Below are 15580 nucleotides of genomic sequence, written 5' to 3' on the forward strand. Positions count from 1 at the left end.
TTAAACCTCGAAGTCGAAGTGCCTGGTGTGCATGATCTCACCTTTGTTGTTCAGGTAGTCCACGTGGAAGTGGTCGCCGCTGCTGCAGGGAGGCCGGAAGTGCGCTCGGGGACCGCCGTCGGCGGCCGCTTGTCTCGCGGCCGCTTCCGCCTGGTCCCGTGACGGCTTGCGGGCGACACCCCGGTGGGTGCCCGAGTTCGTCTTGCTTTTCGCGTTGGGCCTTCTGCCTTTGGCCATCTCGGCGATGGTCGGACCCCTGGGGCCGTCCATCCCGGGAGGCCTGCGGGGAAGGCCCGCGGGCAGGCGGGGACCACCGGCCAGGGCGAGCGGAGGGCCGCCGCCCCACGGTCCGCGGGCGTTCCTGAGCACGTCGGCCAGCGGCTGGGTCACGCGCCGGGCGAGGCCGGGGGCCAGCACTCGCGCGCCGCCCTCGCCGGCCTCCTTGAGGATCCTTCCCATGGCGTACCGGGTGCCGAGGATCGTGGCCGCGGCTGTCCCGAGGGCGAGCGGCCCACCGGTGAGCATGGCGGCCGAGAGCCTGACCGAGCAGTACGCCGCGTACGAGAGGACCCCCACCTTGGTGGCGCTGATGACGCCGGCCGCCCCGTCGAGGATCACCGGCGCGTACCTGGCCGCCGTCGCGGCGGTCCTGAGGTGGCCGTCACCGCCTGTCGACTCCCAGTAGCCGGCCAGGGCAGTCGCTGATTCGCCCTGGTAGGTGGACGGGTCGACGGTCCGGGCGACGGTGCTGTCGGCTGCGGAGCCGGCTGTGGAGACACCGGCGAGTACGGTGCGCCAGGCGTCGGCGTCCAGCCGTAACTCGTCCTCGTCGATGTTCGGCCAGGGGATTCCCACCAGCGACAGGACGCCGTCCGCCCAGGGCGGCAGGGTCACCCCCATGACGTGTCCGGCAGCGGGCCGGCGTTCTGGACGGCCGCTTCCTCGGCGGCCGAGTATCGCCGGCTGGACAGGGCCAGCGCGTCTCCCGTGGAGCCCACCAGGTCGCCCATGCGGGTGTAGGCGGCCAGGGCGATCGCGGTGCACTCGCTGTACGCGGTGACCAGCGGGCGAAGCAGGCCGTCGTCGCCCCAGGACGCGGCGTCGCCGCGTTGCTTCAGCCGTTCGAGGGCCGCTGTGTACTCCGCCCCGTCGCCTCTCAGGTGTGCCGATGCCGTGTCTAACGCACCGTGGACCAGCCCCAGTTCTGAATCCATGACCGGTAGGTTAACGATGATCTATGTCAGTGTGGTGGAGTTCCTGCTTGTTTGCGATCTTTGCGGGATGACGTAGCTGGTATTTTTGCCGGGCATGTCGTCTGTGAAGGAGGCCGCGATGTCGTCCTCGGGCCCGTGGGGCGATGACCTCGACCACGTGGAGCGGGTCGTCCGCCAGACCGAGGAGATCATGCGCGAGCTCGCATCCGCGCGTGCCGAGATCGCGGAGATCACGGGCGTGGGCGAGACCGGCGACGGCATGGTGCGCGTCATGGCGGGAGCCGGCGGGCGGCTCAAGGCGATCAAACTCAACCCCCGGGTCATGCGCCGGTCCGCCGACGAGCTGGCGAGGCAGGTCCTGGCGGCCACACAGGCGGCACAGGAGGCTGTCGGCCGCAGGTCCGACGAGATCATCGAACGGGCGCAGGCGCGCGCCGGGCAGTTGCCCGAGCCGGTGGACGAGACGCTCGTACGCCGCCGGATCGAGCAGGTCGCCGGCGAGATCGAATAGTCTCCCGGCCGCGGCCCGAATCGTAAGGAGACACGTGCGCAGATTGGACGCGGACCCCGCCAACTGGCCTGAGGGGGACCTGGAGCGGGAAGCGGAGTCGGCCGAGAAGATCCTCGCGTGGATGGGCGACGGCCGGCGCGAACTGGACGAGATCATCGGTACGGGCGAGGCCGCGAACGGTCAGGTCAAGGCGACCACAGCCGCCGACGGCACCGTGCGGGAGATCGTCATCACGCCCCGCGCCATGCGGCTGGACAGCCAGTCGCTGGCCGAGGAGCTGATGCTGGCCGTCGGCAGGGCCCAGGACGACGCCGAACGGCAGGGCCGGCGGCTGATGACCGACGCGCTGGCGGAGCTGCTGCCCGACAGCGGGCTGGATCCCCGCGACTTGGAGGAGCGCGTCGGCCGGATGCTCCGCTCCTTCGAACGCCCTTGAGCCAGGCGGATCCGGCCTTCCGGTGACGCGCGCAAGTCGTTCCACGACAGAGGCGGCCGGGCCGGTGAGGCGGTTACGGGGCGGCAGGGGAGGCGAGGCGGGCGGCCTCTGTCAGGGCGGTGGCCGCGGTTGCGATGTCGGTCTCGGTGGTCCAGCGGCCCAGCGACAGGCGGACCGCGCTCAACGCTCTGCCCGTGTCCAGGCCCATCGCCGTCAGGACCGGGGACGGGGTGTGGGCGCCGCTGTGGCAGGCCGAGCCGGTGGAGGCCGCGATGGCAGGGGCGGCGGCCAGGAGGGCGTGTCCCGGTACGCCATCGACGCTGAGGTTCAGAGTGTTCGGCAGGCGGTGGTCGGCGGAGCCGTTGAGGTGGACGCGGCCGGGCAGGGCGGCGGTCAGGCGGTGGTGCAGGTCGTCGCGTAGGTGACGGAGGCGGGCAGGGGCGCCGGTGGACAGGTCGCGGGCGGCGAGGTCGGCGGCGGTGCCGAGGGCGACGGCCAGGGCGACGTTCTCGGTGCCTGCGCGCAGGCCGCGCTCCTGACCGCCGCCGTACACGACAGGCTCCAGCGTCACGCCTTCTCGCACGTACAGGGCGGCGACGCCCTTGGGCGCGTACATCTTGTGGCCGACCACCGTCAGCAGGTCCACGCCCCAGGCCCGGACGTCGAGCGGGATCTTCCCGGCGGCCTGGGCGGCGTCGCAGTGGAACAGCGCGCCGCGGGCGCGGGCGAGGGCGGCGAGGTCGGGGATGGGCTGCAGGACGCCGGTCTCGTTGTTGGCGGCCATCACCGACACCAGCACGGTCTCCTCGGTGAGGGCGGCCTCCAGGGTGGCGGGGTCGAGGCGGCCGTCGGAGCCCACCGGGAGCGTCGTCACCCGTGCACCGTGCAGGCGCCGCAGGGCGCGGCAGGTCTCCAGCACGGCCGGGTGTTCGGTGGCCTGGGTGATCACGTGCGGGTGCGGCCGGTCGGCGGCCAGGGCCGCGCCGCGCAGGGCCAGCAGGTTCGCCTCGGAGCCGGAGGCGGTGAAGACCACCTCGGGCGCGCGGGCCCCGATCAGGGCGGCGACCTGGGCGCGGGCCGCCGCCAGCGCCGCACGGGGTCGCTCTCCGTAGCGGTGGCCGCTGGAGGGGTTGCCGAACCAGGTGGTCAGGTACGGTGCGATCGCTTCGGCGACGCGTGGGTCGATGGGGGTGGTGGCGTTGTAGTCCAGGTAGACCGGGTCGCTCATGGCCCTTCACCCGGGCGCCGGGGAGATGTCGGCGGCTCGCGGACGACGATCGGCAGACCGGCGGCCCGCCAGGCCTGGAAGCCGCCGATCACGTCGGTGCTGCGGCGGAGGCCGAGGTTCTGGAGCGAGCGGGCGGCGAGGCTGGAGGAGTATCCCTCGTCGCAGAGGATGATCCAGCGGATGCGGTCGTGCGCGGCCTCGGGGATGCGGGCCGGGCAGCGGGGGTCGAGCCGCCATTCCAGCTGGTTGCGTTCGATGACGATGGCGCCCGGGATCTCGCCCGCGCGGAGCTGGTACGCGGGGCGGGTGTCGACGATGAAGCTGCCGGCCTGGCTCGCCGCCGACCACGCCCGGGGCGGGCTCAGGCGGCTCAGCCCCGTGCGGGCCTCGGCCAGGACCTGGTCGATGTCGATGGGAACTCCTCGGACGGCGCTGACGGACGCGCAACCCACCTTAAGATCGACAAGACCACCTGAGAAGACGGCTCGGCGAAACCGGACAGAGACCTGGAAAACGCGCCCGTCGGCTGACCGAAAACATGCGCTCAGCCGACGGCTCTCATAGGCGGCGATCACCAACTGGGCGCGGTCGTGCAGTCGGCCGACGGCCCCCGCGCCGCCTCAGCCCTGGGCGGCCTCGGGTTCGGGCCGGTCGGCGAGCTTGAGCCACACCACCCCGGCGATGATCACGGCCAGCCAGAACGCCCGCGCCGGCGTCAGCGCCTCGTCGAAGAACACCGGCCCGAGGAGCGCCGCGCCGACGGCCCCGAGACCGGCCCACACGGCATAGCCGAGGCCGACGTCGATGCCCTTGAGCGCGACGCTCAGGCAGAAGAGCGTGAGCAGGAAGAACGCGACCGCGACGAGCGACCAGCCCAGCCGGGTGAACCCTTGGCTGCCGTTCACGGTGAGGGCGTAGCCGACCTCGAACGCCCCCGCCAGGAGGAGTACGAGCCAGGAGACGGTCTTTCCGGGGCCTGTCATGAGAGCGGTCCTTTCGTACGAGTGAGAGGAGGTCACGCGGCACCGGTGAGCTGCAGGCCGATGACGCCGACGATGACGACGGCGATGCCCAGGAGCTTCTTCCAGGTGAGCCGCTGGCCGAGGAAGAGGGCGCCGACGACGACGATCCCGACGCCCGCGATCGAGGTCCACAGGGCGTAGCCGACGCCGACGTCGAAGGTCAGCAGCGCGAGGCTGAGGAAGAACGTGGCGATCGCGCCGGTGACGAGCGTGGCGACGGTCCATCCCAGGCGGGTGAACCCTCTCGCGTTGCTCGCGCTGATCGCGACCGCGACCTCGAAGACGATGGCGATCGCCAGATAGAGCCAGTTCATGACACTCCATTCGATAAGAGCTAACTGCATGTACATGCATATTCAGGCCCGAAAAACGGGTGGCGGATCCGGGGGCATCGGACGCTCAGGGCGTGACGAGGTCCGCGATCTGCCGCAGCGCGTCCCCGAGCCGGCGCACATCCACGTGAGGCACCTCGACCGGCGCACCACGCAGCAGCTCGCCGATGCGCTCCTCGTACGACTCCCGCACCTCGCGCACGAGCGCCTCCCCCTGTTCGGTGAGGACCGCGTAGACCCCGCGGCCGTCATCGGGACAGACATCGCGCACCGCGACCCCCTTGGTCTCCAGCCGGCTGACCAGCCGGGTGGCGGAGCTCTGGTTCAGGCCGATCCGCTGCGCGAGATCGTTGACCCGGAGCTCCTTGTCGGACGCCTGCGCCAGCAGCGCCAGCGCCCGATACTCGGTCAGCCCGATCCGGTGCGTATCCGTCAGCCACTTGCCCAGCGCCGCGTCGATCGCGGACGTGAACGCCGCCACCTGAGACCACTGAGACCCGAGACCGTCAGATACCTGCATGTGCATGCAAGCACCATAAAGGAAGCCGAAGGCCGGCACAACAGCAGGGCCGGAGTCCCGCGAGGGGACTCCGGCCCGGAGAACCTCAGATCATCGAGCGACCACGCACGGCGAGACCTTGCCGGTGATCATGGTCGCCGTCAGCACCCACGACGCCTTGCCGGTCTCCGACAGGCGGGAGCCGTCCTTGTTCCCGGCGAACTCCATCACCAGCGTCTGGTTGGGGCCGATCTTGCGGGGGTCGATGTCGAGCCCGCCCTTGACGATCCGGGCGGCCGCGTCGGAGCCCGGCCCCATCGCGGTCCGGCCGGACGTCTTCCCGCGGCCCGGCTTGCACTCCTGGCCGGCGCGGAGGTAGGTGATGTCGGCCCGGACGCCGGCGGCGGCCAGGTCCCGCTCCAGCCGGTCGGCGTTCTCGAACTCGTTGATCTGGACCCTGACCGTGCCGTCGGCCTTCTTGGTCACGGCGTACGCGGGCGACTCCGTCCCCGTGAGGAGGGGGACGGCGACCGCGGCCGAGGCCGCCACCAGGGCGGCGGCGCCCCCGATGGAGAGCCGCCGGGTGAGGCGGCGACGCCGGTCGGCCCGGTGCGCGATTTCGTTCTTGAGTTCCATCAGCAGTTGCTCCTCGAAATTCATCCTGATGCTCCACTCATCGCGAAGGGCACATTCCGCAGTGTCTGGCGGGCGCGGTGCAGGCGGACCTTGGCGGCGCTCTGCCGGATGCCGAGGGCGAGCGCGGCCTCCGTGACTGTGAGCTGGTCGATGACGACCAGTTCCAGTACCGCGCGCTCCCCCTCCGGCAGCTCGGTCATGGCCTCCAGCAGCTTCCTGGCATGCCGCTCCGCATCGATACGCTCTTCCAGCCTAGTGACGTCGTCCGTGGCGAGCGGGCGCCGTCCGCCCACCCGGTCCGTCAACTGGAGCTGCTTGTACGCTCTGCGCCTCTCGGCGGAGATCGTCTTGCGGGCGACGCCGTAGAGCCATGCGATCTCGGGTCCCAGCTCGGCCCGGTAGGTGTGGGCAGAGTCGAGCACCGCCATGAAAACCTCGGCCACGAGATCGGCGACCGTGTGGGGATCGTCGACCCGGCGGGCGAGGAAACGGGTGACCGCATCGACATGCCGCCGGTAGAAGGCTTCGAAGGCCACAGGGTCTGTGGCGATCTTCGCCTGTTTGCGACGCACCGGTCATGCTCCCTTCGTCGATTCGCCCTGTTTGGTCAGAACCGGCGAGAAGGGTTACATCCGCAGGTCATGGCACCACGCGGGTTGCCGTGCGCACGTAGGTGTTGTCGTCCTGGTAGGTGTGGACGCCGAAGGTGCCTTCGCCGACGTCGCCGTTGCTGTCGAACCCGACGCGCCCGCTGAGGCCGTCGTAGTCGATGTCCGCGCCGGCGTCGAGCAGGGCCGCGCACTGCTCGAAGGTGGTGCACCGCTGCCCGCCGCCGCTCACCGCGGCCAGCCGCCCGGCCACCGACTTGCCGAGGTCGCCGTGGGCCGCCCGCGCCGCCAGCGCCGCGAGCACCACCGCGTCGTACACTTCGGCCGCGTACGAGAAGTCCGTGAGCGTACGGTCGAGCGCCAGCAGCCGGGCTTTGAGGACCGGCCCGGTCTCGGCACCGGCCAGTGTCGCGCGGGCGCCGGTGAGCGTGCCCGGCGGGAGGTCCCCGGAGTAGTCGGCCAGGTTGGCGTCGGCCAGGTACCACCGCTGGTCTCCGCGTTCCAGCCGCCGCACGATGTCGATCGTCTCGGTGTAGCCGATGAGGATCAGGGCGTCGGCGCCGACCGGGCCGGAGGGGAAGGAACCGGTCTTCTCCTCCTGATATCTCATCTTGTGCACCACTTCGACGCCGCTGCGGGCGAGCTCGGCCTCCGCGGCGGCGACCAGGCTGTCCGCGTAGTCCCCCTCCTGTGCGACGAACGCGGCGGTCCGGTTGCCGTCCTCGGCGACGAGCCGGCCGATCAGGCGGCCCTGCATGGAGTCGGCGGCGGAGGTCCGGAAGAACAGGCCCCGGTCGTAGGCGACCGTCAGCACGTCGTCGGTGTTCGAGGGCGAGATCATCGCGATGCCCGCCTCGGTCACGGCGCCCAGCACCGACAGGGACACCAGGTTGGAGGCGGGCCCGACGATCACATCGGTCCCTCGTTCGATGAGTTCGGCCACGGCCGTGGCCGCCAGGTCGTCGCTCGAGTCGCCGGAGTCGGCCTTGATCAGGCGTACCGGGTGGCCGAGCACCCCGCCGGCGGCGTTGACGTCCTGGACGGCCAGTTCGGCGGCCGCGGTGGTGGCGGCGCCGATGAAGTACAGCCTGCCCGTCATCGGCAGCAGCGTCGCGATGGTCAGCACCCCGTCGCCGATGGCCCCGCGAACCTGGGCCACGGCGGGAGGCGGCGCCGCGGGACTGCGCGGCGGCTGCGACGCCTGGATCGTCAGGAGCAGGACGAAGACGAGCGCGACGGCGGCCACCCGCGTCCACCGCCGATCAGGAGAAGCAGGCGCGGCGGGCGGGAGGTGAGTGCCGTCCAGGATCTCCGCGTGGATGGCCCGCAGCTCGTCGCCCGGTTCGATGCCGAGCTCCGTCACCATGATCCGGCGCGCTTCCCGGTAGGCGTCGAGCGCCTCGGCCCGGCGGCCGGTCCGGTGCAGAGCGTGCATGAGCCGGCCGTGCGGGCCCTCGCGCAGCGGGTGGGCGGCCACCAGGGCACGCAGCTCGCCGATCGTCTCCCGGTGGCGGCCGAGCGCGAACAGCAGGTCGACCCAGTCCTCGGTGAGCGCGACGCGTCTCTCCTCCAGCCGCCGCACGTAGTCCCTGGCGCTCTCGGGCAGGTCCAGCCCGTCGAAGACGGGGCCGCGCCACAGGTCGAGAGCCTGCCGGGCGGCCTTGGCGGCGGCCTCCAGGTCCCGGTTCGCCATGAGCCGCAGGGCCGTCCGCTCACCCTCGCCGAAGACCGCCGCGTCCAGCTCGCCCGGGTCGAGCAGGAGCACGTAGCCGCCCTGCCGGGACAGCACCCGCCCCTTGCCCAGCATGCGCCGGAGCTGCGCCACGTACACGCGCAGGTTGTCGACGGCCGAGCGCGGAGGGACGCCGGGCCAGAGCGCGTCCACGAGACGGTCGTTGGAGACCGGTTCCCCCGCGGCGGCGACCAGCGTCGCCAGCAGGACCCCCGGCTTCGGAGCGGTGAGCCGCACCCCCGCGACCTCGACGGCACCCAGCACCGACACATAAGCCACACCTGGTTATACGGAGGGATATACGCTCCGCACAACCCCTCCGTCACACCATGACCAGCATGATGCGACGTTCCTTCATCGTCGGCCCCTTGACGGTGGCCTTGCTCGTCTCTCTCACTCCGGCCGCCGCGCACGCCGCGGCCGCCCCCACGGCCAAGCAGCTCAAGCGCGCGCTCATCACCAAGTGGAAGGGGAAGAAGGCGGACCTGGTCCGGTCCGGCACCGGGCGGTCGGTGGTCGCGGGCCAGGACGACTGGGCGCTCTCGCTGGTGCCCGCCCGCTGCAGAACGGCCGCGACGGCGGGCCTGCTCTTCAACGGCCACCTGCGCGGGCGGCCGGCCGCCATGTCCATGCTGAGCGTGGGCGGGTCCTTCTACGGCCAGGTGCTCGTCTCGGGCCGCCGTCCACCCGGCTGCCCGCGCAGACCGTGCCGCCGCGCTGCGGCCGGTTCACGGCCAAGTACGACGGCAGGCGCATCACCGTACGGATCCGCGAGGTGACCGACCTGCCCCGCATCCCCGGGGCGAAGGTCAGCGCCCTCAAGATGACGTTCTCTCCCAGCCCGTGGAAGCACATCACGAGACCCGAGACCATGCTCACCGTGGTGCGCAAGGGCTCGATCGTCATGGAGACCTACAGCGACCGGAACGGGAACGTGGAGCAGGTGGCCAACGCCTTCACCGAGGCCGCCTGGCGCCGGATCTCCTGACCCGGCGGCCGTCCCCCGTGCCGCGGTGACGATCGCGGGGTGCCGGTTCCCTGGCGTTCCGGCGTGGCCATCCCGCACACATGCACCGCAGACTCACGCGCTGGAGAGCTGGGACCCGTTCGCCCCCGCCGCGCGGGCGATCGACGGCACCGCGAAGATCGAGGTCGCCGGGCGGTCGGTGAACGTGTCCTGCTCGGGCGACCCGGTGGCCGGGGACAGCCGGTGATCGGGCACGGTCAGCCGTACCTCGCGGCCGTCCCCGAGTACGGGCCGCGCCTGGAGAAGGCGTGGTCCGAGCCGTCGCGCGGGTCGCCCTCAATGGGCCTCGGCGGTGAGGTCCTTCCAGTCCGGGCGGGCGAAGTAGACGCGCGTCTCCCGTACGACCAGACCGGAGAGCAGGAGCAGGCCGACGAGGTTGGGCAGCGCCATGAGGCCGTTCATGATGTCGGAGAACGTCCAGACGGTCTGCAGCTCCAGCACCGTCCCGACGAAGATCAGGACGATGAAGAGCAGCCGGTACGGCATCACCGCGGGCCGCCCGAAGAGCCGGTCCATGCAGCGCTCCCCGTAGTACGCCCAGCCGAGCAGCGTGGAGAAGGCGAAGAAGACCAGGCCGACCGTGACCACGATGCCGCCCCACTCCCCGGGCAGGCCGTGGCTGAACGCCTTGGTGGTGAGCGGCGCGCCGGTCTCGCCGCTGGTCCAGGCGCCGGTGACGACGATGGTCAGGCCGGTCATGGTGACCACGATCAGGGTGTCGATGAAGGTCTGGGTCATGGACACGAGCGCCTGCCGCACCGGTGAGTTCGTCTTGGCCGCCGCCGCGGCGATGCCGCCGGTGCCCAGGCCCGACTCGTTGGAGAAGATGCCGCGCGCCACCCCGTACCGGATCGCGAGCAGGACGCCCGCGCCGGCGAAGCCGCCGGTGGCCGCGGTGCCGGTGAACGCGTCGGTGAAGACCAGGGCCAGCGCGCCCGGCAGGTTGCCGAGGTTGGCGAGAATGATCCACAGGGCGCCGGCGATGTAGAAGATGATCATTACGGGGACGAGGGCGCTGGTGACGGCGCCGATGCTCTTGATGCCGCCCAGGATGACGACCGCGGCGAGGACTGTGATGATCAGGCCGGTCAGCCACATGGGCACGCCCCACTGCGCGTTGATCGCGTCGGCGACGCTGTTGGACTGCACCATGTTGCCGATCCCGAACGCCGCCAGCGCCCCGAACACCGCGAACAGGACGCCCAGCGTCACACCGAACCGGCCGCCCACCCCGTAGGTGAGGTAGAACATCGGGCCGCCGCTCTGCTCGCCCGCGGCGTCGGTGCGGCGGAAGCGGACGCCGAGGAACGCCTCGCAGTACTTGGTCGCCATGCCGACGAGCCCCGTCATCCACATCCAGAAGAGCGCGCCGGGGCCGCCGAGGTGGATGGCTGTGGCGACGCCCGCGATGTTGCCGACGCCCACGGTGGCCGCCAGCGCCGTCGAAAGCGCCTGATAGTGGGTGATGTCGCCTACGCCCGTGGCCTCCTTGCGCCGGACGAGCGCCAGCCAGAGCGCGTAGAAGAGCCGGTGGAACTGCAGCCCGCGCAGCCTGATCGTGAGATAGAGCCCCGTCAGCAGCAGGAGGGGGATCAGCAGGAACGGTCCCCAGACGAAGTCCGAGATCGTGGAAAGAATCTCTTGCACCCCAACTCCCCCCGCAGCCCCCACCGCCTACGGATCTCTCTCCCCCTCCCAGCGGTCCCGCCAACCTCGAACACGCAGGTCAGTGTGGTGGGGATGAGCCGCCTTCTCCCTTTCCGGGCGGTTTCCGGCAACCTCAAACACGCAGGTCAGTGAGGAAGTCACGGATGATGGGCACGAGCCGCTCGTGGGCGTCCTCCAGCACGTAGTGCCCGGCCCGGCGGAAGACCTCCACCCGCGCCCCGGGCAGCCGCCGCCGCCACTCGGCCAGCATGGCGGGGTCGAAGACCGGGTCGCGCAGCCCCCACCCGATCAGCGCGGGCACCTCGGCGAACCGGTCCAGCCCCCGGCCGACGCTCTCCAGCAGCGCCCAGGCCGGATCACCCGGCCGCAGCGGGATGTCGTGCACGAACCGCTGCACGGCCACCCGATGCTCGGGCCGGTCATAAGGAGCCAGAAAGGCGGCACGCACGTCGGCGGGCATGCGGCGGCGCACCCCCAGCGGCCGCCAGGTGGCCCCTCGGGCGAACAGGTTGTGCCGCAGGAACAGCCGCGCCCCCAGCCGGGTCCGGCGCAGCAGCCACAGCGGCGCCCGCAGCGGCAGCCGGGCCCGCTCGCCGTGCGGGCTGGGGAAGGCCGCCGTGTTGAGCACGACGAGCCGGGCCACCCGCTCCGGACGGCGGCAGGCCCACGCCATGCCGATCGGCCCGCCCCAGTCGTGCATGACGAGCGTCCAGCCCCGCTCGGGCGCGCCCCGCCGCGCGATGAGGTGCCCGACCAGCGCGTCCAGATCGTCCACGCGCGAGGACAGCGTGTGCTCGTACGAATCAAGGCCCGGTTTGTCCGACAGCCCCATGCCGAGATGGTCGGGGGCGACGCAGCGGAACCGGTCCCGCAGTGCCGCGATCGGCCGCCGCCACAGGTAGCTCCACGACGGGTTGCCGTGCACGAACAGCACCGGCGGCCCCGCCCCCTCGTCCACGTAGTGCTGACGCAGCCCGCCCCGCCCCGGGTGGGCGTGCCAGCGGGAGGTGAACGGGTAGCCGGGGAAGCGGGTCACGACGCCTCCGAGAGATGGGCGGACAGGCGGGCGAGCCCTTCGGCCATGCTCACCCGGGGCCGGTAGCCGAGGTCGCGGCGGGCGGCCGTGATGTCGAACCAGTGCGCGGTGGACGCCTGCTCCACCAGGAACCGGGTCAGCGGCGGCTCCCACCCGCCCCGGGCGGCCAGCCGTTCCATCACCCCGGCCGCGGCCTTCGTGGGCCCGGCGGGCAGCCGCCGCCGCACCGGACGGTGACCGGCCGCCGCGAGCAGCGCGTTCACCCACTCGCCGAACCCGCACGGCTCGCCCTGCGTGATGAAGTACGCCCGCCCGCACAGCGGCGACCCGGGCCGCAGGCGGTCGAGCGCCAGAACGCAGGCGTCGGCCGCGTTGTCGACGTACACGGTGTCGATGAGCTTGTCCGCCCTGCCGATCAGCCACAGCCGGTGCCGGTTCGCCACGAACCGGGGCAGGAAGTGCGGGTCGCCCGGCCCCCAGATGAGGTGCGGGCGGAGCGCGACCACCGGCACCGGCCCGTCGAGCAGGATCCGTTCGGCCGTCGCCTTCGTGCGCGGGTAGGGCGCGGCGAAGTGGGTGGCGTACGGGACGGACTCGTCCACGCCTTCGAGGTCGCGCCCGTCGTGGACGACGCTCGGCGACGACACGTACACCAGCCGCGCCCCCGCGCGGACGCACGCGTCCAGCACGTTGCGGCTGCCGGTCACGTTGATCGCGGCGAACTCCCGGTACGCGCCGTGCGCCCCCGCCTTGGCGGCGCAGTGGATCACCGCCTCGCACCCGTCCACCGCGGCCCGGACCGCCGCCGGGTCGCGCAGGTCGGCCAGGTGCTGGGTGACGCCGAGCGCGCCCAGCTCGGCGCTCGGGCGGCGCTGCAGCGCGTGCACGGTGTCGCCGCGCGCCGCCAGGTTGCGGCAGACGGCCCGGCCGAGGAAGCCGCCGCCCCCGGTCACCAGGACGTTCATCGGCGGCCTCCGCGCAGCCGCCGCGCGGCCCAGGCGGCGAGCAGGTCACGGCGGATCTTGCTGTTGTGCCGGGCGTCCACCGGGAAACTCCGGTGGAACAGCACGTCACGCAGCCCCGCCGTGCGTGGGTGCCGGGCCGCTCTGGCGAGGATCTCCTTCCGTACGTGGTCGCGCCGGAATCCCGGTTCGGCCTCCACGACGAGGACGGGGCGTGAGCCGGCGCCCACCAGCGCGACGCGGCGTGCCCCCGGCGTCCCGGCCAGGAGGGTTTCCACGTGGTCGGTGCAGAGGTCGCCGTCCGGGGTGCGCACGCGCTCCGAGACGCGGCCCGCGAACCAGAGCCGGCCCTGCCCGTCGAGCCGGCCCAGGTCGCCCATCCGGTGCCAGACCCGGTTGCCGTCCGGGATCCTGGCCAGGGCGGTGGCCCGCGGGTCGTCCAGGTAGGGGTCGCCGACGGCGGGGGAGGAGACGACGATCTCCCCGACGGTGCCGGCCGGCACGGTCAGGCTCTCGTCCCAGCGGTCGATCGGCTCGCCGGTGACGCCGATGACGCGGACCTCGACGCCGGGCAGCGGCTCACCGAGGCAGGTGCCCTCTCCCGGCTGCTCGGCGTGCGCCGCCATCAGGTCGTGCCCTTCGATCGCGGCCACCGGAAGGCACTCGGTCGCCCCGTACACCGACATCACCCGCGCCCCGCCGGGGAGGCAGGCGCGGACGCGGCCCAGCGTCGGCAGCGGCAGCGGCGCCCCGGCGACGGCCACCGTGTCGAGCGTCCCGAGCACCAGGCCGGCGGCCAAGCAGTGCCGGGCCAGCCGGTCCAGCAGCGCGGGCGCCGCGAACAGCGTGGACACCCCGTACCGCTGAATGTCGCGGGCCAGCGCGGCGGGATCGAACCGCAGCGGACGCCGCGGATCCAGCTCGGGCAGGACGGCGGTCGCCCCCAGTGCCGCCGCCCCCAGCGCGAAGGGCAGGAACGTCGACACCACCGCCGACCCCGGCCGGATGAGGTCCAGCCCGGCGAGCAGATCGAGCTGCGCGGTGAGATGCCGGTGCCGCAACGGCACCCCCTTCGGTGGCCCCGTCGACCCGGAGGTGTACGCGATCAGCGCCGGGTCGTCGGGCCCCGGCGGCTCGAGCACCATGCAGACCGCGTCGCGGATGGGGGTGCCCATGTCCGCGGTCATGTCGCGGGCGACGGCGCGGAGGTTGCCGAGTGCCGCGCCCGGGCGGAAGGGGCCGCCGCCCACGGTGATCACGATGCGGGCGGTGCGGCGGGCCCAGCCCAGCGCCAGGCGGGCGGCCTGGGCGAGCGGCACCCCGATGAACGCCTCCGGCGCGGCCCGCTCCAGGCATCGGCGGACCGCCGCGTACGGCAGCCCCGGATCCACCATGACCGGCACCGCGCCCAGCCGCAGCAGCGACAGCACCAGCACCCCGAGCTCCACGCCCGGATAGACGAGCAAAACGGTCCGCATGCCGGGCCGTATCCCGCCGAGCGCCAGCGCGGCGACCGTCTCCTCCACGGACCGGGCCATCTCCGCGTAGCCGGCCGAGCGCGGCGCCCGCCCGCCGACCTGGCAGGCGAGGACCTCCGGCTGGTCGGCGGCCCAGCGCTCGGCCCGGGTGACCAGTTCGCTCACCGTCATCCGGTTCACCACCGCACCACGACGGTGCCCGCGCTGAACCCGCTGGCCAGCCCGACGAGCGCCACCAGATCCCCGCGGCGCACCCGGCCCGCGGCGACCGCCTGGGCGAGCTGGGCGGGGAGCGTCGCCGCCACCAGGTTGCCGTGCTGGGCGATGGTGACGACGACCTTGTCCTGCGGGATCCCGACGTGGCCGCAGAACCTCCACAGCGCCGGCAGCGACGCCTGATGCACGCAGACGGCGGCGAAGTCGTCCCAGGTCAGGCCGAGGGCGGCGAGCGGTTCGGTGAAGACGGCGTGGTCGGTCGCGTCGATGCCGCGGAGCAGCCCGACCGCGTCCACGGTGAGCGGCCGCAGGACCGGCCAGTCGGCCGCCGGGTCGGAGGTCAGGTTCAGCAGCGGCACGGTCGCCGCTTCCCACCCGCCGGACTGGGCGGCGAACCGGTGGCCGAGCACTCCCGGCTCCGCCGCCGCTTCCAGCAGCAGCGCGGCCCCCGCGTCCGACACGGTGTAGGCGGCGGCCACGGTCATGAACTCGTCGGCGCCGGACAGCGTCCACGGCATGAACGCGGTCGGCAGCTCCCCGCAGCAGATCAGCACCCGCCGGTGCCGCCCGGTGACGATCAGCGCCTCCGCCACCTGGATCGCGTTGAGCACGCTGTTGCAGGCGTTGCGCACGTCGAACACCGGGCAGCCGGCACCCAGCTTCGCCGCCACGATGTGCGCGGTCGCGGGCTCGATCAGGTCGACGGTCACCCCCGCGTAGAGGATCAGGTCGAGGTCGCGCGGGTGCAGGCCCTGCTCGTGCAGCAGGGCGCGGGAGGCGTGCGCGGCCAGGTCGGACGGCTTCTCCTGCGGCGGGGCGATGTGCCGCCGCCGGACGCCGCTGCCGTTGTGGATCAAGCCCCGGGGCAGGTCGAACTCCGGGTTGCGGGCGGCGAGCCGGTCCTCCAGCTCGGTGGTGGTCATGGTGGTCTCGGGCAGGTGGGCGGCCACACCGGCCAGCCGTGCGTGCAGCATG

General features: G+C 72.5%; 20 protein-coding genes. 4 read left to right on the forward strand and 16 right to left on the reverse strand.

The window, feature by feature from the left end:
* The gene (locus AB0J42_RS23040; protein ID WP_364297586.1) at positions 1 to 900 is read right to left on the reverse strand and encodes a hypothetical protein; all 900 of its coding nucleotides are present in this window, start codon (positions 898 to 900) and stop codon (positions 1 to 3) included.
* A complete protein-coding gene (locus AB0J42_RS23045) occupies positions 891 to 1214 on the reverse strand; it encodes a hypothetical protein (RefSeq protein ID WP_364297588.1) in 324 nt (107 codons plus the stop codon). Before AB0J42_RS23045 ends, AB0J42_RS23040 begins: the two co-directional genes overlap by 10 nt.
* 94 nt (positions 1215 to 1308) lie before the next feature.
* On the opposite strand from AB0J42_RS23045, the gene AB0J42_RS23050 reads away from it, so the two are divergent.
* Positions 1309 to 1725 carry a YbaB/EbfC family nucleoid-associated protein gene (locus AB0J42_RS23050; RefSeq protein WP_364297590.1) on the forward strand — a complete coding sequence of 139 codons (417 nt, stop codon included), beginning with the start codon at positions 1309 to 1311 and terminating at the stop codon, positions 1723 to 1725.
* 34 nt (positions 1726 to 1759) lie between these two features.
* Positions 1760 to 2161, forward strand: coding sequence for a YbaB/EbfC family nucleoid-associated protein (locus tag AB0J42_RS23055; RefSeq protein ID WP_364297592.1), 402 nt, complete (start codon positions 1760 to 1762; stop codon positions 2159 to 2161).
* A gap of 73 nt (positions 2162 to 2234) precedes the next feature.
* Here AB0J42_RS23055 and AB0J42_RS23060 read toward each other — a convergent pair whose 3' ends face one another.
* The 8 genes from AB0J42_RS23060 to AB0J42_RS23095 form a co-directional block, all read right to left on the reverse strand.
* Positions 2235 to 3389 (reverse strand): cysteine desulfurase family protein, encoded by a 1155-nt coding sequence (locus tag AB0J42_RS23060; protein WP_364297594.1) that lies wholly within the window; start codon positions 3387 to 3389, stop codon positions 2235 to 2237.
* The gene (locus tag AB0J42_RS23065; RefSeq protein WP_364297596.1) at positions 3386 to 3841 is read right to left on the reverse strand and encodes a rhodanese-like domain-containing protein; all 456 of its coding nucleotides are present in this window, start codon (positions 3839 to 3841) and stop codon (positions 3386 to 3388) included. The genes AB0J42_RS23060 and AB0J42_RS23065 overlap by 4 nt, the downstream gene beginning before the upstream one ends.
* Before the next feature lie 168 nt (positions 3842 to 4009).
* Entirely contained in the window at positions 4010 to 4372 is a 363-nt protein-coding gene (locus tag AB0J42_RS23070; protein WP_364297598.1) for a multidrug efflux SMR transporter, read from the reverse strand.
* A 32-nt stretch (positions 4373 to 4404) separates the two neighbouring features.
* A complete protein-coding gene (locus AB0J42_RS23075) occupies positions 4405 to 4725 on the reverse strand; it encodes a multidrug efflux SMR transporter (RefSeq protein ID WP_364297600.1) in 321 nt (106 codons plus the stop codon).
* Between the two features lie 85 nt (positions 4726 to 4810).
* Positions 4811 to 5224, reverse strand: a complete 414-nt coding sequence (locus tag AB0J42_RS23080) for a MarR family transcriptional regulator (protein ID WP_364297602.1) — start codon at positions 5222 to 5224, stop codon at positions 4811 to 4813.
* 129 nt (positions 5225 to 5353) lie between these two features.
* Positions 5354 to 5902 (reverse strand): hypothetical protein, encoded by a 549-nt coding sequence (locus AB0J42_RS23085; RefSeq protein ID WP_364297604.1) that lies wholly within the window; start codon positions 5900 to 5902, stop codon positions 5354 to 5356.
* Positions 5899 to 6450: a sigma-70 family RNA polymerase sigma factor gene (locus AB0J42_RS23090; RefSeq protein ID WP_364297606.1), complete on the reverse strand. Its 552-nt coding sequence runs from the start codon at positions 6448 to 6450 to the stop codon at positions 5899 to 5901. Before AB0J42_RS23090 ends, AB0J42_RS23085 begins: the two co-directional genes overlap by 4 nt.
* A 67-nt stretch (positions 6451 to 6517) precedes the next feature.
* Positions 6518 to 8488, reverse strand: coding sequence for a BTAD domain-containing putative transcriptional regulator (locus AB0J42_RS23095; RefSeq protein ID WP_364297608.1), 1971 nt, complete (start codon positions 8486 to 8488; stop codon positions 6518 to 6520).
* Positions 8489 to 8556: 68 nt separating this feature from the next.
* Here AB0J42_RS23095 and AB0J42_RS23100 point away from each other — a divergent pair, with 68 nt between their 5' ends.
* Both AB0J42_RS23100 and AB0J42_RS23105 read left to right on the forward strand, forming a co-directional pair.
* Complete coding sequence (locus tag AB0J42_RS23100; protein ID WP_364297610.1) at positions 8557 to 8997, forward strand: hypothetical protein; 441 nt, start codon at positions 8557 to 8559, stop codon at positions 8995 to 8997.
* Entirely contained in the window at positions 8994 to 9206 is a 213-nt protein-coding gene (locus AB0J42_RS23105) for a hypothetical protein (protein ID WP_364297612.1), read from the forward strand. The genes AB0J42_RS23100 and AB0J42_RS23105 overlap by 4 nt, the downstream gene beginning before the upstream one ends.
* Positions 9207 to 9299: 93 nt before the next feature.
* Here the strand turns inward: AB0J42_RS23105 and AB0J42_RS23110 are convergent, their stop codons facing one another.
* From AB0J42_RS23110 to AB0J42_RS23135, 6 genes are all read right to left on the reverse strand, one after another.
* Entirely contained in the window at positions 9300 to 9440 is a 141-nt protein-coding gene (locus AB0J42_RS23110; protein WP_364297613.1) for a hypothetical protein, read from the reverse strand.
* Positions 9441 to 9521: 81 nt separating this feature from the next.
* Positions 9522 to 10892, reverse strand: a complete 1371-nt coding sequence (locus AB0J42_RS23115) for a sodium:alanine symporter family protein (RefSeq protein ID WP_364297615.1) — start codon at positions 10890 to 10892, stop codon at positions 9522 to 9524.
* Between the two features lie 133 nt (positions 10893 to 11025).
* Complete coding sequence (locus AB0J42_RS23120) at positions 11026 to 11949, reverse strand: alpha/beta fold hydrolase (protein WP_364297617.1); 924 nt, start codon at positions 11947 to 11949, stop codon at positions 11026 to 11028.
* Complete coding sequence (locus AB0J42_RS23125) at positions 11946 to 12914, reverse strand: NAD-dependent epimerase/dehydratase family protein (protein WP_364297619.1); 969 nt, start codon at positions 12912 to 12914, stop codon at positions 11946 to 11948. Before AB0J42_RS23125 ends, AB0J42_RS23120 begins: the two co-directional genes overlap by 4 nt.
* Positions 12911 to 14560 carry a fatty acid CoA ligase family protein gene (locus tag AB0J42_RS23130; protein WP_364297621.1) on the reverse strand — a complete coding sequence of 550 codons (1650 nt, stop codon included), beginning with the start codon at positions 14558 to 14560 and terminating at the stop codon, positions 12911 to 12913. The genes AB0J42_RS23125 and AB0J42_RS23130 overlap by 4 nt, the downstream gene beginning before the upstream one ends.
* 5 nt (positions 14561 to 14565) lie before the next feature.
* Positions 14566 to 15579, reverse strand: a complete 1014-nt coding sequence (locus AB0J42_RS23135) for a 3-oxoacyl-[acyl-carrier-protein] synthase III C-terminal domain-containing protein (protein ID WP_364297623.1) — start codon at positions 15577 to 15579, stop codon at positions 14566 to 14568.
* Position 15580: the final 1 nt, after the last annotated feature.

Origin of the sequence: Nonomuraea sp. NPDC049649, assembly GCF_040675175.1 — a bacterium.
Taxonomy (GTDB): Bacteria; Actinomycetota; Actinomycetes; order Streptosporangiales; family Streptosporangiaceae; genus Nonomuraea.